Here is a 20,369-nt window from a genome sequence, read left to right as displayed (position 1 = left end):
AGCGCATGGTGCATAGTGCAAAGCGTAGAACGCCATGCGCTATGCTCTACGTGCTCTGCGCTAATTGTAAATTGTATGATTTTTTTAAAAACTGATGAAGAGATTGAGCTAATCAGGAAAAGCGGTGATCTGCTGGGTAGGCTCCATGCAGAACTTGCAAGATTGATCCAGCCAGGTGTTACTACTATTAAGCTTGATCAGTATGCTGAGGAGTTTATCAGAGATCATGGTGGATCCCCTTCCTTTAAAGGTTATAAAACCCAAGGTCATAGAAAAGGCTTTCCGTGTAGTTTGTGCATCTCTGTTAACGATCAGGTTGTGCATGGAATAGCATCAGAAAATCAATTGAATGAGGGTGATATTGTATCTATAGACTGCGGTATTCTTTTAAATGGATTTCACAGCGATAGCGCTTATACATATCCCGTAGGAATTATTAGCGATGAAGTGGCCCATTTACTTAAGATAACCAAAGAATCTTTATATACAGGAATAGAGTTTGCTCTGCCAGGCAAAAGAGTAGGGGATATTAGCAATGCCATTCAGCAGTACGTTGAAGGTGTAAATTATTCTGTCGTAAGAGAGTTGGTTGGCCACGGTGTAGGAAGGAGCTTACACGAGACCCCTGAAGTACCAAATTACGGCAAACAGGGGAAAGGTACCAAGCTCAAAGAAGGCATGGTATTGGCCATTGAGCCAATGATTAATTTAGGGTTAAAAGAGGTGGTTCAGGAAAATGATGGCTGGACGGTAAGAACAGCAGATCGTAAACCTTCAGCTCATTTTGAACATACAGTTGCAATAAAACAAGGAAAAGCAGATATACTTACTACGTTTGAATACATTGAAAACGGGATAAATATCGAAAAACAGGTTGAAAGTTTGTGAAAAACAGAAACTAATTTTATCTTTGCAGGTTTTTAAAAAATCAATATGTATTATATTTTTGAAATTAAACGATTTGATAAACCAAAAACTTATTTTAATATATGGCAAAACAACCCTCTATAGAGCAAGACGGATTGATTACTGAAGCGCTATCTAATGCAACGTTTCGGGCTAAATTAGAGAATGGCCATGAGGTTATCGCTCATATTTCAGGAAAGATGAGAATGCATTATATTAAAATATTGCCCGGTGATAAGGTAAAATTAGAGATGTCACCTTATGACCTAAGCAAAGGTAGAATTGTTTATAGGTACAAAAGTTGATAGTTGATAGATGATTTGTTAATTTGGTAATTTGATCCGTAGAGACGCCCAAATTGGGCGTCTCTGCGGATCAAATTACCAAATTATCACATTTTCAAATTTTCTTAACATGAAGGTCAAAGCATCAATAAAAAAAAGAAGTCCTGAATGTAAAATTATTCGCAGGAAGGGTAAGTTGTATGTAATAAATAAAAAAACTCCAAGATATAAGCAGAGACAAGGGTAACCAATGAGCTAATTTGATGATTTGATAATGGTTTTGTAGGTTAATGACTTACTTCTAACATTTTAAAATTTTCTTAAATAATGGCAAGAATTTCGGGAGTAGATGTACCTGATAATAAGCGTGGAGAGATAGGGCTCACCTATATTTATGGAATAGGTCGTTCTACAGCCCTGAAAATACTTAATCAAGCTGGGGTAGATTATAATAAAAAAATCAAAGACTGGAATGATGAAGAAGCCAGCGCTGTTAGACAGATCATTAGGGCAGAATATAAACTCGAAGGATCGTTGCGTTCAGAAGTGCAGTTGAACATAAAGAGATTAATGGATATAGGCAGTTACAGAGGGATCCGGCATAGGAAAGGGTTGCCTGTAAGAGGACAAAAAACAAAAAATAATTGCCGCACCAGAAAAGGAAAACGAAAAACAGTAACAGGCAAGAAAAGTGCTCCGGAAAGGAGATAAGAACATAATAAAGTAAGTTAATTAAAATGAAATTAGCTAAAATTAAGTGAAGTAAAAATAATAAGTTAGTTACTGGGTACTGGGTACTGGGTGATGGTAGTGAATAATGTCAGAAAGAATTACCAACCTGCCTACCGAAAGCAAATAACCTAGAACCCAGTAACCAGTGCCCAGTAGCTGTTCATTAAGAGCATAAAGAATAGATTGAAATATAAATTTCATTTAAACATTGAAATTCCGATACAAATTATTATGGCAGAAAAGAAAAAAGGTAAAGCTAAAAAAAAGGGAGTTATAGTAGAAGCAGTTGGCCAGGTTCATATTAAGGCAACTTTCAATAATATCATTATTTCTATGACAAATACTGCAGGGCAGGTAATTGCATGGTCGTCAGCAGGAAGAATGGGTTTCAGGGGATCTAAGAAAAATACACCTTATGCTGCGCAGACAGCAGCCACAGATTGCGCTAAGAAAGCTTATGAATTCGGATTGAGAAAAGCAGAGGTATTCGTTAAGGGAACAGGGTCTGGAAGAGATTCGGCAATAAGGTCTATTCAGAATTCAGGCATTATGATTACAATGATAAAAGATGTAACTCCGCTGCCTCATAATGGGTGCAGGCCGCCAAAACGGAGAAGAGTCTAAATTCATTTATTGATATAGTGATTTAGTGACTTGTTGATTTAAATCTCCAAATCAAAAAATCACCAAATATATATGGCAAGATATACAGGACCAAAATCAAAAATATCCCGTAGGTTTAAAGAGCCTGTTTTGGGGCAAAGTAAAGCGCTCCAAAAGAAAAATTACCCTCCTGGACAACACGGTCGCAGCAGGAAAAGAAAGCAATCTGAATATGCGGTCCAACTTATGGAGAAACAAAAGGTAAAATATACTTATGGCTTACTTGAAAGGCCGTTTTCTAATTTATTTCACAAAGCTGTGCGGAAAAAGGGTATCACCGGTGAAGTTTTACTCCAACTACTGGAGGCTAGACTTGATAATACAGTATATAGATTGGGTATTGCACCTACAAGAAGAAGCGCCAGGCAGCTAATTTCTCATAAACATATTCAGGTAAATGGTTCTATTGTTAATATTCCATCCTTTAACTTGAAACCGGGTGATATGGTTAACGTTCGTGAAAAGTCAAAATCATTAGAAGTGATTACTTATAGCCTGACAGTTCATAGAACAGTAAAGTTTCCATGGTTAGAATGGGACGGAAGTTTGATGCAGGGTAAATTTACCTCTTATCCTGAAAGAGATATGATCCCTGAAAAAATTAAAGAAAATCTGATAGTTGAATTGTATTCTAAATAAAAATTAAACTAAAAAATCTATGTCAATTTTATCATTTCAAAAACCTGAAAATGTGGTAATGGAAAATGCAGACGATTTCCATGGTATATTTACATTTAAACCGCTTGAACCAGGTTATGGGACTACAATAGGTAATGCTTTAAGAAGGATACTTCTTTCTTCATTAGAAGGTATTGCCATTACCGGTGTTAAACTACCGGGGATACTCCATGAGTTTTCAACCATTGAGGGTGTTGTTGAAGACCTTTCAGAGATCGTCTTAAACCTTAAAATGGTCAGGTTTAAGAATGTTTCCAGCGCTAATGGTAGCACGATCAATGTGCTTATAAAAAATAAAGAGGTTTTTACAGCAGCTAAAATTAGTGAATTTACTTCTGATTATGAGATACTCAATCCTGATCATGTGATCTGTTCTTTAAATAAAAATATCAATTTTAATATTGAATTGACAGTTGAAAAAGGAAGGGGTTATGTGCCAGCTGATGAGAATAAACCTGCTGAACAGGTTATTGGCTATATACCAATAGACGCCATATTTACACCAATAAAAAATGTCAAATATAGCGTAGAAAATACCCGTGTAGAGCAAAAAACTGATTATGAAAAGCTAATAATAGACCTGGAAACAGATGGTTCTATACACCCTAAAGAAGCATTGAAAGGCGCTGCCAATATACTCATTCAGCATTTTATGTTATTCTCTGATCAAACTATTTCATTAGAGGAAGAATTGCCAGATGAGGAGGAATCTGTTGATGAAGAAACACTGCATATGAGAAAGTTGCTCAAAACCCCACTTGCTGACCTGGACCTTTCTGTAAGGGCTTATAATTGCTTAAAATCTGCAAAAGTGTATGTACTGGGAGATCTTGTACAATTAGACATTTCCAGTATGATGAAGTTTAGGAATTTTGGTAGAAAATCACTCGCAGAACTTGAACAATTGGTCGCTGACAAAAACCTGACTTTTGGCATGGATGTAGCTAAGTATAAGCTTAAAGGTGAATAAAAATGACGAATGACGAATTCGTCACGCAGAGACGCCCAATTTGGGCGTCTCTGCGTAACGAATTCGTACTTCGTACTTAAAAATGAGACACGCAAAGCGATTTAATCATCTTGGAAGAACGCCTTCTCATCGTAAAGCAATGTTGTCTAATATGGCATCATCGCTGATACTTTATAAAAGAATTTCTACTACATTAGCTAAGGCAAAAGCGCTCCGCAAATATATTGAGCCTTTGATGACTAAATCCAGGACTGATACTACACATTCAAGAAGGATTGTATTCTCTTATCTGAAAGATAAAGAATCAGTGAGTATATTATTTAATGAAATTGCAGAGAAGATAGCCAACAGGCCCGGTGGATATACCAGGATCCTTAAAACCGGAAACAGACTTGGTGATAATGCTTCTATGTGCCTTATTGAATTGGTTGATTATAATGAAAACCTTTTGGCTGACACAAGCAAAACAACGAGAAAAAGAACCAGAAGGGGTAAAGTGAAACCTGTTGATGAACCGGTTCAGGTAAAAAAAGCTGCTGCTAAAGAAGAAAAAGAAAGTAAAATGGAAACTGATAAAAAATAAAAATGAAAAATATATTCTTTACGGCAATTATCTTTCTTTTCTTCATTGCCGCTCAAGCGCAAATAAAAGAAATTTCTTATACCTTGGACGACCGTGACCGTCTCATCAGAGTTGAAGAACAAATAAAAGCATTACAAAATGAAATGAATGTCCGCTTTGAAGCAATAGACGATAAAATAAATAAACTTTACACATTGATGTATTTTGTATTGGGTGGCGTTTTCGGATTAATCGGCTTCGTTATCTACGACCGCAGAACCGCCCTAACCCCGGTAACAAGAGACAACAAAAAATTAAAAGAAATCCTCTACGAATTTGCAAAAACAAGCCCTGAACTAAAAGAAATACTGAATAAAGCAGCCCTTTAGTTCTTTTGTAACTAATCAGTTTATGGTATTATACTTCATTTTTAGGGATAGTCCTGAGTATTCAGCATTATCCCTTTCTTATAATCTGTTTTCAAAAAGAAGGTATTGTTGGAATTAGTACCGTGGATACCAGGTCTATTGTGAGGCATATTCGAAATAAGGGAGCTATGAATGCTGTTATTTCATCAGAAACTACCGATCTGAATTTTCTTAAAGAAGAATTAAAACAGCTACCCTCCATGAAGGGATTGGAATTAGCCTCAAAAATATCTACAAAAAAAATATACGATCAGGGAGATAAAAATGCATCATACAAAGTTGCTGTACTTGATCTTGGCGTGAAGAAAAGTATTCTAACTGAATGATAATACAGTGGAGGGAATACGTCTTAGGAATAAGAGGGTGTTCTCTGTTCAAATTATTTTTCTATATTTGAACCATGAAAAGATTGGAAATACATAATGAAATAGTAACTACGCTTAGTTACTTAAACAAAGCTCAACAAATTAAATTGTTGGCATTTGTTAAATCGCTAATTGTACCTAAAAAAAAGGATAAAGATGATTTGCTTAATCTTGTAGGAACAATTGATAAAGAGGATTTAGAGATAATGAGAAAAGTAATAGAAGAAGAATGTGAAAATATTGATAGAGATGGATGGTAAATATGTTTTGGATTCTAATATCGTGATTGACTATTTTGATGATGACTCAAAAGTAGTTAATAAAATTAGAGAAAAGCCTAAAATTTTTCTTCCCATTATAGTTATTGGAGAGTTATATCTTGGAGCTATCCTTTCCAAAAAAAGGGAAGCTAATCTGAACAGAATAAGTGACTTCTGTAATAAGTCTGAAATATTAGATTGCACTATTGAAACTGCCGAATTTTATGCTGAAATAAAAAAGAATTTAAGACTTCAAGGTACACCTATTCCCGATAATGATATTTGGATAGCAGCAATTTCACAACAATACAATATAGAATTGGTAAGCAGGGATGAGCATTTTAAATATGTAGAAAATTTAAAATGGATTAAGTGGTAATTTGAACTGAAATAAATCAATGGTGAAAATGACAATAAAAATTTGATTCGTTGACTGATACGACACCAGAAAAGTAAGAAAGGTGTCGCAGATACCAATTTCATTAATAATATATATCAATGAAAAACAAAAGTATTCAGGTTATTTTGATTGATAAAGTAAAAAAAGTATTAGCTAAGTTAAGAAAGAGCGAAACCGGTACGCTTTCTCGATCAAATATTACTGAAATTCTAGGTAAAGACTTTGAGCCATATTACAGTTATATTGTGAGTGCAATTGCTCATATAGGAAAAATAACTAAAAGATCAGGTAGAACAGGTGGTATAGAATGGAGATATGTCCAAGGAATCCAAGGGGATTTGGTACAAGACAATATCAAAAAACTAGAAAGATATTTTAAAGAGTTAGATTTAGAACAACCGCAACCCAACAGAAAAATACTCAAACAAGAAAGAGCAAATGAATTAGAAAAGGATATATATCCTGCATTAAAAGCTTATTTAGAAGATACTGGAATGTTTGATTTAGTTGAAATAAAAGGAGATAAACGCGCTGGTCGCAAATGGGAAAACATGGATATTATTTGTGTAAAATACAATAAATTAATTTATCATTTTGGTATTTATCCAAAGTTAACCGCGGTGGAGGTCAAAAGAGAGTTTCCTAATATTACTCACATTCAACAGGCAGCAAGTTATTTAAGATTTTGTAATTCATCCTATCTCTGTTATTATGATTCTTATTATAAAGGAAAAAATGTTGATGAGCATTTGACAAAATTGCGCGATTTGGAAATTTGGGATATATCCAATGTATTTAATATTGGTCTGATAGTAGCATATAAAGCCAAGGAACGCGCACAAAAATTTAGATTTCAATTAATAAAAGAAGCTCCTGATATTACAACAGATCCAACAGCAATAGAGGCAGGAATTAAAGAATTTCTTTCTGATAAGGCTAAAACGCAATTAAAACAGGTGCTGAATGAACAACTTTCAGATCGTATGAAATTAAGATGAGCCTAATCTCCCAAATCCACGCCCGCCAGATCTTCGATTCACGCGGCAATCCCACCATTGAAGTAGATGTTGTTACTGAAAATGGATCTCTGGGAAGAGCTGCCGTTCCTTCCGGGGCATCAACGGGTAAACATGAAGCAGTAGAGCTTAGAGATGGTGATAAAAAATGTTATATGGGAAAAGGTGTATTGAAAGCAATAGAAAATGTAAATGAAATAATTGCTAAAGAATTAACAGGCTTTTCTGTCATTGATCAGGATCTTATAGATAAAACAATGATTGAGCTTGACAGAACTGATAACAAATCAAAATTGGGCGCCAATGCAATCCTGGGTGTCTCATTGGCTGCAGCGAAAGCTGCTGCACAAGAGACGAAGCAATCCTTGTTTCGATACCTGGGAGGAGCGGAAGCGAAAACATTACCGGTTCCGATGATGAATATCTTAAATGGCGGAAGTCATGCAGATAATGCCATAGATTTCCAGGAATTTATGATCATGCCGGTCAGTGCACCATCATTCACTGAAGCAATCAGGATGGGAACGGAGGTTTTTCATCATTTAAAAAAAGTACTTAAAGATAAAGGATTGTCAACCAACGTGGGTGATGAAGGTGGTTTTGCGCCAAATCTGTCTTCCAATGAAGAGGCAATTGAGATGGTATTAAAAGCCATTGAGACAGCCGGGTACAAACCCGGAGAAGATATTTTCATTGCTTTAGACCCTGCAAGCTCAGAATTTTATGAAGTTATATCAGGGTTGTATTATTTTAAAAAATCTACGGGTGAAAAGCTTACACCATCTCAAATGGCTGATTACTGGAAAGGTTGGGTAAACAAATATCCCATCATATCCATTGAAGATGGTATGGCCGAAGATGACTGGGAAGGCTGGAAGGAGCTTACAGATCTGGTGGGTAATAAAGTGCAAATTGTTGGGGATGATATCTTTGTTACCAATGTAAAAAGGTTGCAGCAGGGCATTGATAAAGGCATTGCCAATGCCATATTGATCAAAGTCAACCAGGTTGGTACGCTCACCGAAACGATTGACACGGTGAACCTTGCCAAAAGAAATGCTTACAAAAGTATCATCTCACATCGTTCAGGAGAGACTGAAGATACTACCATTGCAGACCTTTCAGTAGCATTAAATACCGGGCAAATAAAGACAGGTTCTGCGTCACGCACAGATAGAATGGCAAAGTATAACCAGTTGCTTAGGATTGAAGAAGAATTGGGGAAAGAGGCTTATTATCCAGGGAAGAATTTTTAATTTATTATTTAAACAAACACGGAACGTACAGACGCCCAAATTGGGCGTCTCAACATTCCTCAAAAATAATCAATTATCAATGAACATACGTATCCCTAAATTTACTAAAAGCTTCTACTTCATCTTCGCCCTTTGCTTCTTAATATGGATGCTGTTTTTTGATGCGAACGATTTTATCAGTCAGTACCGCTTGAAAAGTAAATTGAAAAATTTAAAAGATCAAAAACAGTATTACATAAAAAAAATTGAAGAAGTAAAAAAAGACCGCGAAGAGCTGCTAAACAATCCCGAATTGCTTGAAAAATTTGCACGTGAAAAATACCTGATGAAGAAAAAAGGGGAAGACGTGTTTGTGATCGTGAAAGAGTAAGCGCATAGCCCCGCCAACTGGCGGGGCATAGAGTTCCCCCGCTAAGTTCCATACGCTTTTTTCTTGCTCATAGTTTTGTTTTAGATAGAAAAATCTTAAATGAAAATTAGGTTTTTAAAAACCTTTAATATAATTTTGCCTTAAAATAATCATAGAATAAACGAAAAAATTATGAAAAAATTAACAATATTTACGGGCATGCTATTTTTAACGGTTTTATTAAACGCTAATCTCTACGCACAATACAACGTTGATTGGTTGTTACAATCCAAAACCAATGGAGTTGAACTTTATTATAAAGTAATAAATTGTAATGATCAGGAGGTGGTAATATTAAAATTCATTAATGCAAACAATTTTGATGTAAAGGTATTATGGGACAATGAATTGTTGTTTGAAAGCAATTTTCATTATAGAAGTAACCTGGAAAATGGTAGTGAAGCACAAAATTCAATTGTTATTAAAGCGGGTGAAATAATCAATGCTCAATGTAATGAGCTCACTAATCCTCAACTTATAATTCACTATAAGAACAAGGTTAGCTTTCCACCATATGTAAAGGTTATAAAGTTCAGACCTTATAATTTTTCAGTCAATAAATAAATATTTAATACTAAATAAATCATACAATTATGAAAAAGTTTACACTAAAAATTACATTATCAATAGTTTTTATCTTGCTTAATCAAAGTTTTTTGTTTTCACAGGATAAAGTATATCTACGTTCAACCGTTGGTCCACCTTGGGGCAGCACTTCTAACGAAACAGCTATGGATACAGTATTCGGAGCCGGAAACTGGCAAAACCTTCAATACGAGACCGTGAATACAGGAGCTTTATTGTCACCTTCTACTTGCTTCATTTTCATGGAAGGTGGAGCTGATAATGATGCTCCTTTAGAAACTTTTCTGATTGCAAATATGACTGCTATTGAAAACTGGGTAAGCGCAGGTGGCAACTTGTTTATAAATTCTGCGGGGTGGAGCGTGCTTACAATAAATTTTGGATTTGGAGGCGTACTATTAACTTATCAGCCAACAACTGCTCAAGGTGTTATTGCTTCCGGTGCCAGCGGGCATCCTATTTTTAATGGCCCGTATACCCCTGTCGGTACTAATTGGACCGGAAGTTCATTTGCTCATTCATGGTTAAGTGGTCCTGGAATTACACCCTTGATAGTTGATATTGCCGATGCTTCCAAAATTTTGGCGGCTGAAAAAAGCTGGGGTGCCGGAAAGGTCATTTTTGGGGGAATGACTACAACCAATTTTCATAATACACAACCGGAAGCAACAAACCTCAGACAAAACATCCTTTCATATTTGGAGATATGTAATTCATCTGATATTGACGCAGGTGTGTCTCAAATAATATCCCCGTTTTCAGGGTGCGGCTTAGCTGTTTATGAAGATGTCACAGTAGTTATTAATAACTTCGGATTAGACACCATTTTCACACTTGACGCATCTTATACTGTCAATGGTGGAGTACCTGTTACCGAAAGTGTAAGTACTACTATTCTTCCGGGCAACAACTTTACCTATACATTTGCTTCACAAGCTAATTTGGGTACTTTCGGTACGTATAATTTTGATGCATGGACAACGCTGGCCGGAGACACCAATAATTTCAACGACAGCACTATAAATTATCAGGTAATACGTGACTCTGTTTTTATATTTGTAGAAAATATTTGTATACATGATGCTCCGGGCGGAGCAGGTAGCTGCAACTTTTCCAATGATCTATGTAATGACGGTAATGATTTTGGAGATATCACACTAAAAACATCACCCTTATTTTTCATTAGTACCCCAACCGTTGATTCCATAACCTTCTATTTATATTATACTGATTGTGATTCATTTGGCACAAACGATTTTACATTTTATCTGAATGGTGCACAAATTGGTACATTCACAAATACAATCCTGGAATGTGTATGTTCTCCATCATTGGGAACTTACCCATACATATTTAGCATCACTGATACGGCTGTTTTAAACGCTGCATGGAGTGATACAAATACGCTGAGTGTTCAACATAATAATGTTAATATGGCAGTAGCCGGTTATACTGCGACAGTTTATTCTCAAATTCAATGTTCTTTACTTACAGCTATTGAAGTTACCACTGATACCAGCATTTGCATTGGTGACTCTGTATTGTTAAGTGTTTCTATAATTGATTCAAATACTTTTGTTCCTCCTTACAGCTATTCATGGATTCCCTCAACGGGTTTAAGCTGTGATACCTGTCAAAGTCCACTAGCAAGTCCTTCTTCTACTATTACATATATGGTAATGGTAACCGATTCTACCGGCACTCAGGATTCTGCCTTTGTTACTGTTACTGTTTTCTCTTCTGCTCCTGTTGCTGATGCCGGAACGGATACAACCATCTGCGAAGGGGATTTAATACAATTAAATGCTTTAGGTGGAGCAACCTATTTATGGGACCCCGGTACAGGATTAAGTGATTCTATAATAGCTAACCCATTAGCAAATCCTTCAACAACAACGACCTGGTCGCTAACAGCAATCAATGCCTGTGGCAGTGATATAGATTCAATAACGGTATTTGTTAATCCATTGCCCATTATCACAGTCTCTTCTGATACCACCATTTGTCCTGTAGACAGCGTGCAATTAATTGCGAGTGGAGGTGTTTCATATTCGTGGAGCCCAACTTCCGGATTAGATAATCCTAATATTGCAAATCCAATAGCAAGTCCCTCTGTTACAACTACTTATATTGTTGCTGTTACTTCTGGCTCTGGTTGTGTCAATTTTGATTCTGTTATTGTAGTGGTAGATAGTGTCGCTCAAATAGTTGCTATGGCTGATAAAGATACGATTTGTCTGGGGGATACTACTCAATTATTTGCAAATTCATGTACACCGATGAATGATGATTTTGACCCGGATATCGATTTTGCTCTTTGGACGGGCATTATAGGTGGAGCGGCAACTATTGATTGCGGATCGGTAAGTGGTTTTGCTTTATATTTTAATGGTTCCACAACGCGCGAAGCGATAACACAAAACCTGAATGTATTGGCGGGCGGTAACATCAACTTTTACCTCAAAATCGGATCAGGCGCTCCTCCTTGTGAAACAGCTGATGCCGGTGAGGATATCGTGCTTGAATATTCAACCGATAACGGTATTACCTGGAACAATATCAATACATATTTTACCGGTGGATATGTCACTTTTACAGCCATCAGTGAAAATATGCCTGCCGGTGCTCAAACTGCAAGTACACAATTCAGATTTAAACAGATTACGTTTTCTGGTTCCTGCTGTGACCACTGGGCTATTGATGATGTAAATATCGCCTGTAGTGGAGTAGATACTACTTTGAGCTTTACATGGAATCCTTCAACCGGTTTATCCAACCCAAATATTTCCAATCCGTTAGCCAGCCCTTCTTCCACCACCACTTATGTGGTAGAAGCAGCTATTGGTACTTGTTCAAGCTTTGATACCATCACGATATATGTGGATACCGTAAACTTTATCGTTGCCAGCCCCGATACTGCTATTTGCTTTGGAGATAGCGTACAATTAACTGCAACCGGAAGTGGAGCATATCTGTGGTCTCCATCCACGGGACTAAGCTGTACCGGTTGTCAAAGCCCTTATGCAAGCCCAACTGCTACCACGACTTATTATGTTACCACTCCTGCCGGTTGTGCTCCTACTGATAGTGTAACGGTTACTGTGAATGGCGCTCCAATTTTTACAGTCACTGCCAGGGATTCCATCTGTGCGGGTGATACTACTCAATTAGCAGCATATACCTGCGCCTCTTTCGGAGATTTTTATGATGGATTTGAAGATGGTACTTATAATAACTGGTCAACTGGTGTTAATTATACCTATACTGTTACTAATACAACCTCGGCAAATGGGGTTTATAGTTTGGAACAAACAGGAAGTGGGGGATTCTATGATGGATTGAATTATTCTTTTGCTGCAGATACTTCCGACTATATAAGTGTTTATATGAGAACCCAACAAGATAGTACATGGAATAATTATTTCTCAGTTGGCGATTCTAACATCACATCTAATTTTGGTATCATTTTTCTTTATGCAAATCAAGGAAATTATACATTATATGCAAATTTTACAAATCAGGAACTGGTGCCATATAATATTGGCCAATGGTATCATTTTGAATTTAAGAATATTGATTATGTTAATAAATCGTTGGATTTTTATGCAGATGGAATATTAATTGCATCTAATTTTCCTTTCAGATCCCAAACATCAAATAATATATCTCAAATACATTTATATAACGTTAATAATTTTACTTCCTATTACGATGATATTCAAATAGGCACTGCCTGTGTTGGAATTGATACTACCCTCTCATACACATGGTCTCCTGCCGGGAGCCTGTCAAATCCAAATATTTATAACCCTGTAGCAAGCCCCACTACTACCACATCATATATCGTTGTTGCCTCAGGTGGCGGTTGTTCATCAACGGATACGATAACGATTTATACAACGACCTTGGATGTTGCTGCCAATGCCAATACACCCCTTATTTGTTCAGGGGATACGGCACAATTAGATGTCACGGCAAATATTGGTGGAGCTTCTTTTTCATGGAGCCCTGCTGCGGGATTAAGTTGCACAAATTGTCCCGCTCCACTTGCAAGCCCGCCTTCAACAACCATGTATTATGTTACTGCAACATCCGGATCGTGCACTGATGTGGATTCTATTTTGATAACTGTAGGCACAGGGCCCATAGCGCCTTCCTGTACACCCGTTACAACCGGCTATTGCTGTGGAATGGGAATTTACAATGTTACTTTTAATACCATAAACAATACCACTGCCGATGGCATTGAGGGATACCAGGATTACAGTTGTACGAATGCAACAAACGTAATTATTGATCAGACATATACTATTTCTATACAAACAGGGACAGGGCTGCAGGAAAATGTGAGGGTGTGGATTGACTACAATAACAATGGTGTTTTTGCTAACGATTCTACGACAGAACTTGTCTTTTGGTCAAACAATATTTTAACTAATCATTCCGGTACGGTAACCATTCCTTTTTCGGCAGTGATAAACACACCGTTGCGTATGCGCGTGGGCTCTGATTATTATTTAAATTCCCCACCCGCACCCTGTAATAATGTTCAATATGGACAGTTTGAAGATTATACGGTCATCGTTTTGCCCAATACAATACCTCCGGTAGCTGATTTTAACATCACTGTATTGGATACGTGCCAGGGCATCGTGAGCTTTACCGATCAGTCATTATACAATCCAACTTCCTGGTTCTGGGATTTTGGTGATAACAGCGGGCTGTCAACTTCGCAAAATCCCTTTTACACATATAGCTTACCGGGCACATATACTGTTACATTAATCGTAACCAATCCTTGGGGCAGTAATACGATAACCCAGCAGGTTGTAATAACCTCTTTAGTGGCTGATTTTACCGTAAGTAGTAATACGGTGGGAATAGGTGAGAATGTGAACTTTTTTGATAATAGCATTGGAGCCAATTCGTGGAGCTGGGATTTTGGAGATGGCTTTTCCTCAACCAATCAAAATACATTCCATGCTTATATGTCAGCGAACACTTATACCGTTGTATTAACAGTTACCAATGCATCAGGTTGTATTGCACAAATAATGATGCAAATAATGGTATGTACCAGCATTCCTCAAACAGGAGCTATAATTGGCCCTGTCAATATGAGCGTTTCCGATACAGCGAATTATTCTGTTCCGTTTAATAATGGATCAATATATAATTGGACGGTAATTGGTGGAAATCAAATAAGCGGAGGTCAAACCAATTTCATCTCTGTCCAGTGGACTACGGCAGGCATCGGTCAAGTAATCGTTGCTGAAACAGACAGTATAGGGTGTACAGGGGATCCCGTTATACTGATAGTTAATATTGGCAGTACGGCTATTAACGAGTTTAAGGATTCCGGTTTCAGGTTTAATATTTATCCGAATCCCAGCAGGGGAGTGTTTGTATTGACGATTGATGATTTATCCCTGTCAGCTGGCGGAGTGGAATTGACAATATACGATATGTTGGGATCTATTATATCAAAGACGAAAATCGTAAACCGTACATCTGAAATAGATATATCGGATTATCAGTCAGGCATATACCACTTGCAGATTATAACAGATAAAGTGATAGTAAATAAAAAAGTGGTGATCGAATAAAACGATATCCTTAAATTAACTAAGTTTCTTTATAACAGGTGATATTCCATTTATACCTTCCATAATATTATTTCTTTTTATCAAAATCAATAACAGTTACTTTTTTACCTGATCGAAAATTTTTAATCTGCTCAATAATATCTTTTAAATATTGATAGATATAAGCTCTCATGACGAAGTTTACATCCAACACCTGCCCGCCAAAGGCCTATGGCAGGCGGGTCCAATATCAACTCGCTACTCACTATTCACTACTCATCATTCACCGCTCCCTATAAATCACCTCCACCAACGTCTGCCCCACCGCTTTCAACGTCCTTTTATCAATAATGTCCATATTATCCTGATGGGTATGCCAGTAAGAGCCAAAATAGGAATCGCCTTCGGGATCATGTTCAATAATATCTATCATTTTGATCCCGGTCAGATGGTTAATGTATGTATGGTCATCTATAATCTCAGGACTTTCGTAATACCAGAAATAGTCTGAATATCCTAACCTGTTGGCTGTACCCCAGACTTTTTTTACAACATTGGGTGCAAAGTGCCTTGAGGTGCCTTCCATAGCAAATTTGGCCCCCTTTGCACCTACCATATCCAGAAGGATCGCAATTTTGGCATAATAATCTTTTTTATGCAGGTTTCGAGCCCAATATTGTGATCCTAAGCACCAAGTATCCTTTTTTCTTGGGGTCTCATCGTTAGGCTGGCCATAATCCTCCCCGTCAAAGAAAATTATATCAATTCCATATTGTAGTGAACGGGCATTTATTAAACGGGCAATTTCGAGCAATACACCAACACCACTTGCCCCGTCATTTGCTCCGTCAATGGGCGAGTCCGTCAATTGATCTTCCAAGGATGCTGAAAGATTTACTTCCCTGTCTGCAAAAGGACGGGTATCCCAATGTGCAGCCAAAAGTATTCTTTTTTTTGCCTTGGGATTGAATGAACCAATAATATTGCGAAGATTTAAAATGGTATTATCGTATGCTTTAACCTTAAACTCCTGAACCGTTACCACAGCGCCATAGCTTTCTAATTGTTTAATTAAGTGCTTGCCACAGGCAAAATGTTCGGGCGTGTTGGGTACCCTTGGCCCAAAATCAACCTGATTTTTTACAAAAACGTATGCTGAGTCAGCATTGAATGTGGGAACAACTATTGGTGTTGATTTTGCAGCCTTTTCAGATTCTTCTTCTTTATTAAGGTTATCACAGCTTAATATTATACAAATTAAGAAAAAATTTATAATAAAAACTTTTTTTATATGGTACATTTGTGTAATAAATTTTGAATGCTTTTTTGTATACTGTCAATTGTTTAAAATTACCTACCATGGTTATTAAATTCTTTATTTATTATTATTGCTAGCTCAAATTGTCAGTTGTCAATTGTCAACTGTCAATTGTCAACTGTCAATCATTCTTCATACGCCCAATCAACACCACCTTTTAAATCTTTGAGAATGATCCCTTGTTTTTTCATCTGTGCTCTTATTTCATCCACTTTGTCATAGTTTTTATTTTGTTTAGCCTCCCAATATATATTCAGTAAAAGAGAAAGCATAGCATCAAAGCTGTCAGGTTTTTCTTCAGTTAAACCCAGGATATCATTAACGAAAGTTCTGTATGTATCTTTCATTTTCCCAAAGGTCGTCTTGGAAATTTGTGACAAATCAAGGCTCTCCTGGTAAAAGCCATTGATCTTCTTAAGCAGGTCAAATAGTGCGGCAATTACTTTGGCAGTGTTGAAATCATCGTTCATTGCTTCATAACAGGCATCGCAGATTTGATTGATCTCTGTATCAAGTGTTTCGGATTTATGAGGTTTTTTTTCATTTGTACTAAAATGGGGTTCCCTCACTACCGCTCGGGACAAGTTTTCCAGCACTCTAAGCCCGTTCATTAACTTTATAAATCCTTTTCGTGATCCTTTTAATGCTTTATTGGAAAAATCTAAAGTCCCCCTGTAATGTGACTGTAAAATAAAGAACCGGATGGTCATGGGGCTGTAGGCTTCTTCCAATAGGTCGTGATTGCCTGTAAAGAGCTGTTCTAAAGTAATAAAATTACCCAGAGATTTCCCCATTTTTTGTCCGTTGATGGTTATTAAATTATTATGCATCCAGTATTTAACAGGATCGGTATTATTGGCTGCCCGCGATTGAGCAATTTCACATTCGTGATGTGGGAATAACAGGTCTAAACCTCCACCGTGTATATCAAATGGGGCGCCTAAGTATTTACTGCTCATAACAGAGCATTCCAAATGCCACCCGGGAAAACCGTCACTCCAGGGTGAAGGCCACTGCATGATATGACCGGAGTTGGCTTTTTTCCAGAGAGCAAAATCAAGGGGACTTTTTTTCTCCTGTTGTGCTTCCAGTTTCCTTGTACCGGCTAACAGGTCTTCAACCACCCTGCCTGAAAGTTTTCCATACGGGTTTGATTTCACATATTTCTCCAAATCAAAATAGACTGAACCATTTACTTCATAGGCAAAACCAAACTTAATTATTTTTTCTGTCATCTGTATTTGCTCAATAATATGCCCTGAAGCGCGTGGCTCTATGGTTGGTGGAAGCACACTGAGTTTTTGCATAATATCATGGAAGCGATCCGTATATAATTGTGCCACTTCCATTGGTTCTAATTGCTCGAGGCGGGCTTTTTTAGCGACCTTGTCTTCCCCTTCATCAGCATCACCTTCCATATGCCCGACATCGGTAATATTTCTTACATATCTTACTTTATAACCTACATGCTTTAAATACCTGTAAAATACATCGAAAGTAATGCTGGGCCGGGCATGCCCCAGATGAGGATCTCCATATACTGTGGGCCCGCAGACGTACATGCCAACAAGAGGCGGATTGATGGGCTTAAAGGTTTCTTTTTTACGGGAAAGTGTGTTGTAGATCTTTATATTATGCTGCATAGCCTACAAAGTTATAAATTATGCTATGTTAATTAAAAATTCCCTTTTTGCGGGATAATGTGTTATGGATCTTTATTTTAGTTCATGGTTTTTGGTTATTAGTTTTAGTTATTTGGTTATTAGTTTTAGTTCATTGGTTCAATAGTTTGCTAATGCCGGACTCATGGCACGACCAACAAACTAAAAAACTATAACCATAAACTATCAAACCATAACCAAAAACTAACAACCAAAAACTAAAAAGTGTGCTGCATGAGCGCAAAATTACGAAATCAAACGTAAAATGTAAAATGTAGCCCGGATTAGTAATCAAAAAATTAATATTTATATTTGTACGATGAAACACACCTGTATTTTTATCTATTTATTTACAATCAGTTATCTGTATGCTCTTTCGGCTACCGGACAGCAATCAGCCAGACTCGGTTTTTTTGATCAGGCAACAGTTTATTCTATATGTGAAGATCAAAAAGGAGCTCTATGGTTCAGTACCTTTTACAATGGGATAGTTATATTTGATGGCGAGTCAATTTTTAATCTTACAAAAGAGGGAGGTTTGAACAGTGACATGGTACAATCACTACTTATAGATAATTCTGACAATATATGGATTGGTTTATTTGATGCGGGTGTGAGTTTTCTCTCAGGCTGGAATTATTATAAACCAAAATTTACCCATTTTACTAATAAAGAAGGCTTGAGCAATAATGAGATCTATACAATCTTTCAAGATAAGAAAGGCAACCTGTGGTTTGGTTGTATTGGTGGTGGAGTAACATTCTTAGATAAAATTTCCAAAAAATTTATTCAAATCACTGAAGACAGGGGTATGAATAACAACTATGTTCAGGCAATTTATGAAGACAAAAATGGCAACATGTGGTTTGGCACACGTGGAGGAGGTATTAGTATTCTTACTGCTGGTCAAAATTTAGCTGATAAAAAAGTACTTTTAAAATTTAAACACTTCACTACTGAAAATGGATTATCTCATAATGAAATATCTGTCATTATGGAAGATAAAGCAGGAAATATATGGATTGGCACTCAGGGCGGGGGAATAAACAAACTTGCTGCAAACCAGGTTAATAGTTCATTACCAAAATTTATTTTTCTAAATAAAAAAGATGGATTGAATAGTAATAAAATACTTTCTATTTTGGAAGACAGATCAGGAAATATTTGGTTTGGTACTGATGGGGATGGCATATCATGCTATAATGGAAATAACTTCAAACATTATTCTGTTAATGATGGACTAAGTCATAATATTATTCTTACCATGCTGGAAGACAGAGCAGGTAATTTATGGTTTGGTACAGAAGGTGGAGGTATAACTAAATATGATGGAAAACAATTTATCCACTTTTCAGAAAAATATGCAAAGAAAGAACTACTACGTACGAAGAAGCTCGAAAAAGCTAAAATAACAGAAGAAAAATATCAGCAGACGATAAAAACAGCAGATAAAGCGTTCAAAAGCTATGACTACCAAACCGCTAAAAAATCCTACAAATTAGCATTAGAAATTAAACCAAATGAAAAATATCCTAAAATAAAAATAAAAGAAATTGACAAAATAATTGCAGCTATAAAGGCTGAAGAAAAATCATTATCAAAAGTAAAAAAAGAAATAATTAAGAAAGGAACTAATAAAGATGATGACGCTCTCACTAAGAGTAAAGTTGCTGCTTTAATGCATAAAAAGGATAGAGATACAAAATTAGAAGCTAAAAAAAATCTACTCAGAAAAAGTGAATATGAAAAAGAAATACTGAAAGCATTGGCTGAAGAAGAAAATAAAAAAAAGCTGGAAAGTACTATGGCTGAGGGTGAAGAAATTGCAGCCTTACAGCAGTTGAAACATAACAAAGAGGCAACTAAAATACAACAAGCGTACAGAAAAAATGAAAAAGAAAAATCTATTCAAACAATAAAAAACAAACAGAGAAAGGACGAATACGAAAAAACCATTATACTTGCGTTGGCAGAAGCTGAACAGATAAAAGAGCAAAGATCATCAAAGCCTGTACTTCCCAAAAAAATTGGAACCAACACATTACAATATCAGATCAGACCAGAGATCATTACACGGACAGAAAAAGATGCTTTTAAAACGAAGTATACCACTATTATTAAATTTCCTCACCGGGAAGTTAAACTGCAAAAAATTAATTATATTTGGGGAAATGTTGATTATTTTAAAAATGATGTTGAAATTGATGAAAAAACTTTCTTTAAAGAATTAGAGAAATTTGAAATATAAAATTAATTTAATTTATATATTTGAATAAATAAAATAAATCCAA

At 36.4% G+C, this 20,369-nt stretch carries 20 protein-coding genes; 18 read left to right on the top strand and 2 right to left on the bottom strand.

Annotated features, from left to right (window positions below):
* The first annotated feature begins 75 nt into the window (after positions 1 to 75).
* From map to FVQ77_03680, 17 genes are all read left to right on the top strand, one after another.
* Positions 76 to 888: a type I methionyl aminopeptidase gene (gene map, locus FVQ77_03760; GenBank protein MBW8049454.1), complete on the top strand. Its 813-nt coding sequence runs from the start codon at positions 76 to 78 to the stop codon at positions 886 to 888.
* Positions 889 to 989: 101 nt separating this feature from the next.
* Positions 990 to 1,211 (top strand): translation initiation factor IF-1, encoded by a 222-nt coding sequence (gene infA, locus FVQ77_03755; protein MBW8049453.1) that lies wholly within the window; start codon positions 990 to 992, stop codon positions 1,209 to 1,211.
* A gap of 109 nt (positions 1,212 to 1,320) precedes the next feature.
* The gene (locus FVQ77_03750) at positions 1,321 to 1,437 is read left to right on the top strand and encodes a 50S ribosomal protein L36 (GenBank protein MBW8049452.1); all 117 of its coding nucleotides are present in this window, start codon (positions 1,321 to 1,323) and stop codon (positions 1,435 to 1,437) included.
* An 80-nt stretch (positions 1,438 to 1,517) separates the two neighbouring features.
* Entirely contained in the window at positions 1,518 to 1,901 is a 384-nt protein-coding gene (gene rpsM, locus FVQ77_03745) for a 30S ribosomal protein S13 (protein ID MBW8049451.1), read from the top strand.
* A gap of 252 nt (positions 1,902 to 2,153) precedes the next feature.
* A complete protein-coding gene (gene rpsK / locus FVQ77_03740; protein MBW8049450.1) occupies positions 2,154 to 2,546 on the top strand; it encodes a 30S ribosomal protein S11 in 393 nt (130 codons plus the stop codon).
* 72 nt (positions 2,547 to 2,618) lie between these two features.
* Positions 2,619 to 3,224, top strand: a complete 606-nt coding sequence (rpsD, locus tag FVQ77_03735; protein ID MBW8049449.1) for a 30S ribosomal protein S4 — start codon at positions 2,619 to 2,621, stop codon at positions 3,222 to 3,224.
* Positions 3,225 to 3,243: 19 nt separating this feature from the next.
* Positions 3,244 to 4,233, top strand: coding sequence for a DNA-directed RNA polymerase subunit alpha (locus tag FVQ77_03730; GenBank protein MBW8049448.1), 990 nt, complete (start codon positions 3,244 to 3,246; stop codon positions 4,231 to 4,233).
* A gap of 82 nt (positions 4,234 to 4,315) precedes the next feature.
* Positions 4,316 to 4,816 carry a 50S ribosomal protein L17 gene (locus tag FVQ77_03725; protein MBW8049447.1) on the top strand — a complete coding sequence of 167 codons (501 nt, stop codon included), beginning with the start codon at positions 4,316 to 4,318 and terminating at the stop codon, positions 4,814 to 4,816.
* A gap of 2 nt (positions 4,817 to 4,818) precedes the next feature.
* Positions 4,819 to 5,184 carry a hypothetical protein gene (locus tag FVQ77_03720; protein MBW8049446.1) on the top strand — a complete coding sequence of 122 codons (366 nt, stop codon included), beginning with the start codon at positions 4,819 to 4,821 and terminating at the stop codon, positions 5,182 to 5,184.
* Between the two features lie 14 nt (positions 5,185 to 5,198).
* Positions 5,199 to 5,549, top strand: coding sequence for a hypothetical protein (locus FVQ77_03715; GenBank protein MBW8049445.1), 351 nt, complete (start codon positions 5,199 to 5,201; stop codon positions 5,547 to 5,549).
* Between the two features lie 74 nt (positions 5,550 to 5,623).
* Positions 5,624 to 5,848 (top strand): hypothetical protein, encoded by a 225-nt coding sequence (locus tag FVQ77_03710; protein MBW8049444.1) that lies wholly within the window; start codon positions 5,624 to 5,626, stop codon positions 5,846 to 5,848.
* The gene (locus FVQ77_03705) at positions 5,838 to 6,227 is read left to right on the top strand and encodes a type II toxin-antitoxin system VapC family toxin (protein MBW8049443.1); all 390 of its coding nucleotides are present in this window, start codon (positions 5,838 to 5,840) and stop codon (positions 6,225 to 6,227) included. Before FVQ77_03710 ends, FVQ77_03705 begins: the two co-directional genes overlap by 11 nt.
* Positions 6,228 to 6,346: 119 nt before the next feature.
* Entirely contained in the window at positions 6,347 to 7,246 is a 900-nt protein-coding gene (locus FVQ77_03700; protein MBW8049442.1) for a hypothetical protein, read from the top strand.
* Positions 7,243 to 8,520, top strand: coding sequence for a phosphopyruvate hydratase (locus FVQ77_03695; protein ID MBW8049441.1), 1,278 nt, complete (start codon positions 7,243 to 7,245; stop codon positions 8,518 to 8,520). The genes FVQ77_03700 and FVQ77_03695 overlap by 4 nt, the downstream gene beginning before the upstream one ends.
* A gap of 79 nt (positions 8,521 to 8,599) precedes the next feature.
* Positions 8,600 to 8,890: a septum formation initiator family protein gene (locus FVQ77_03690; GenBank protein MBW8049440.1), complete on the top strand. Its 291-nt coding sequence runs from the start codon at positions 8,600 to 8,602 to the stop codon at positions 8,888 to 8,890.
* A gap of 171 nt (positions 8,891 to 9,061) precedes the next feature.
* Positions 9,062 to 9,493: a hypothetical protein gene (locus FVQ77_03685; protein ID MBW8049439.1), complete on the top strand. Its 432-nt coding sequence runs from the start codon at positions 9,062 to 9,064 to the stop codon at positions 9,491 to 9,493.
* A 29-nt stretch (positions 9,494 to 9,522) separates the two neighbouring features.
* Positions 9,523 to 15,120 (top strand): T9SS type A sorting domain-containing protein, encoded by a 5,598-nt coding sequence (locus FVQ77_03680; protein ID MBW8049438.1) that lies wholly within the window; start codon positions 9,523 to 9,525, stop codon positions 15,118 to 15,120.
* Between the two features lie 262 nt (positions 15,121 to 15,382).
* Here the strand turns inward: FVQ77_03680 and FVQ77_03675 are convergent, their stop codons facing one another.
* The gene (locus tag FVQ77_03675) at positions 15,383 to 16,399 is read right to left on the bottom strand and encodes a M28 family peptidase (GenBank protein ID MBW8049437.1); all 1,017 of its coding nucleotides are present in this window, start codon (positions 16,397 to 16,399) and stop codon (positions 15,383 to 15,385) included.
* A 143-nt stretch (positions 16,400 to 16,542) separates the two neighbouring features.
* A complete protein-coding gene (locus FVQ77_03670) occupies positions 16,543 to 18,060 on the bottom strand; it encodes a cysteine--tRNA ligase (protein MBW8049436.1) in 1,518 nt (505 codons plus the stop codon).
* Between the two features lie 337 nt (positions 18,061 to 18,397).
* Here FVQ77_03670 and FVQ77_03665 point away from each other — a divergent pair, with 337 nt between their 5' ends.
* On the top strand, positions 18,398 to 20,326 hold the full coding sequence (locus tag FVQ77_03665; protein ID MBW8049435.1) for a hypothetical protein: 1,929 nt from the start codon (positions 18,398 to 18,400) through the stop codon (positions 20,324 to 20,326).
* Positions 20,327 to 20,369 lie beyond the last annotated feature (43 nt).

This window comes from Cytophagales bacterium, assembly GCA_019456305.1.
Taxonomy (GTDB): Bacteria; Bacteroidota; Bacteroidia; order Cytophagales; family VRUD01; genus VRUD01.
The sequence above is the reverse complement of the archived record's forward strand: the minus strand, read 5'-3'. Positions and strand labels throughout refer to the sequence as shown.

Bases quoted from the DNA above. Each gene is read 5' to 3' on its own strand.
- FVQ77_03665 (MBW8049435.1), top strand. From the start codon at position 18,398: ATGAAACACACCTGTATTTTTATCTATTTATTTACAATCAGTTATCTG.
- FVQ77_03695 (MBW8049441.1), top strand. From the start codon at position 7,243: ATGAGCCTAATCTCCCAAATCCACGCCCGCCAGATCTTCGATTCACGC.
- rpsD (MBW8049449.1), top strand. From the start codon at position 2,619: ATGGCAAGATATACAGGACCAAAATCAAAAATATCCCGTAGGTTTAAA.
- FVQ77_03685 (MBW8049439.1), top strand. From the start codon at position 9,062: ATGAAAAAATTAACAATATTTACGGGCATGCTATTTTTAACGGTTTTA.
- FVQ77_03670 (MBW8049436.1), bottom strand. From the start codon at position 18,060: ATGCAGCATAATATAAAGATCTACAACACACTTTCCCGTAAAAAAGAA.
- rpsK (MBW8049450.1), top strand. From the start codon at position 2,154: ATGGCAGAAAAGAAAAAAGGTAAAGCTAAAAAAAAGGGAGTTATAGTA.
- FVQ77_03730 (MBW8049448.1), top strand. From the start codon at position 3,244: ATGTCAATTTTATCATTTCAAAAACCTGAAAATGTGGTAATGGAAAAT.
- FVQ77_03680 (MBW8049438.1), top strand. From the start codon at position 9,523: ATGAAAAAGTTTACACTAAAAATTACATTATCAATAGTTTTTATCTTG.
- FVQ77_03705 (MBW8049443.1), top strand. From the start codon at position 5,838: ATGGATGGTAAATATGTTTTGGATTCTAATATCGTGATTGACTATTTT.
- FVQ77_03710 (MBW8049444.1), top strand. From the start codon at position 5,624: ATGAAAAGATTGGAAATACATAATGAAATAGTAACTACGCTTAGTTAC.
- FVQ77_03700 (MBW8049442.1), top strand. From the start codon at position 6,347: ATGAAAAACAAAAGTATTCAGGTTATTTTGATTGATAAAGTAAAAAAA.
- FVQ77_03720 (MBW8049446.1), top strand. From the start codon at position 4,819: ATGAAAAATATATTCTTTACGGCAATTATCTTTCTTTTCTTCATTGCC.
- FVQ77_03725 (MBW8049447.1), top strand. From the start codon at position 4,316: ATGAGACACGCAAAGCGATTTAATCATCTTGGAAGAACGCCTTCTCAT.
- map (MBW8049454.1), top strand. From the start codon at position 76: ATGATTTTTTTAAAAACTGATGAAGAGATTGAGCTAATCAGGAAAAGC.
- infA (MBW8049453.1), top strand. From the start codon at position 990: ATGGCAAAACAACCCTCTATAGAGCAAGACGGATTGATTACTGAAGCG.
- FVQ77_03675 (MBW8049437.1), bottom strand. From the start codon at position 16,399: ATGTACCATATAAAAAAAGTTTTTATTATAAATTTTTTCTTAATTTGT.
- rpsM (MBW8049451.1), top strand. From the start codon at position 1,518: ATGGCAAGAATTTCGGGAGTAGATGTACCTGATAATAAGCGTGGAGAG.
- FVQ77_03690 (MBW8049440.1), top strand. From the start codon at position 8,600: ATGAACATACGTATCCCTAAATTTACTAAAAGCTTCTACTTCATCTTC.
- FVQ77_03750 (MBW8049452.1), top strand. From the start codon at position 1,321: ATGAAGGTCAAAGCATCAATAAAAAAAAGAAGTCCTGAATGTAAAATT.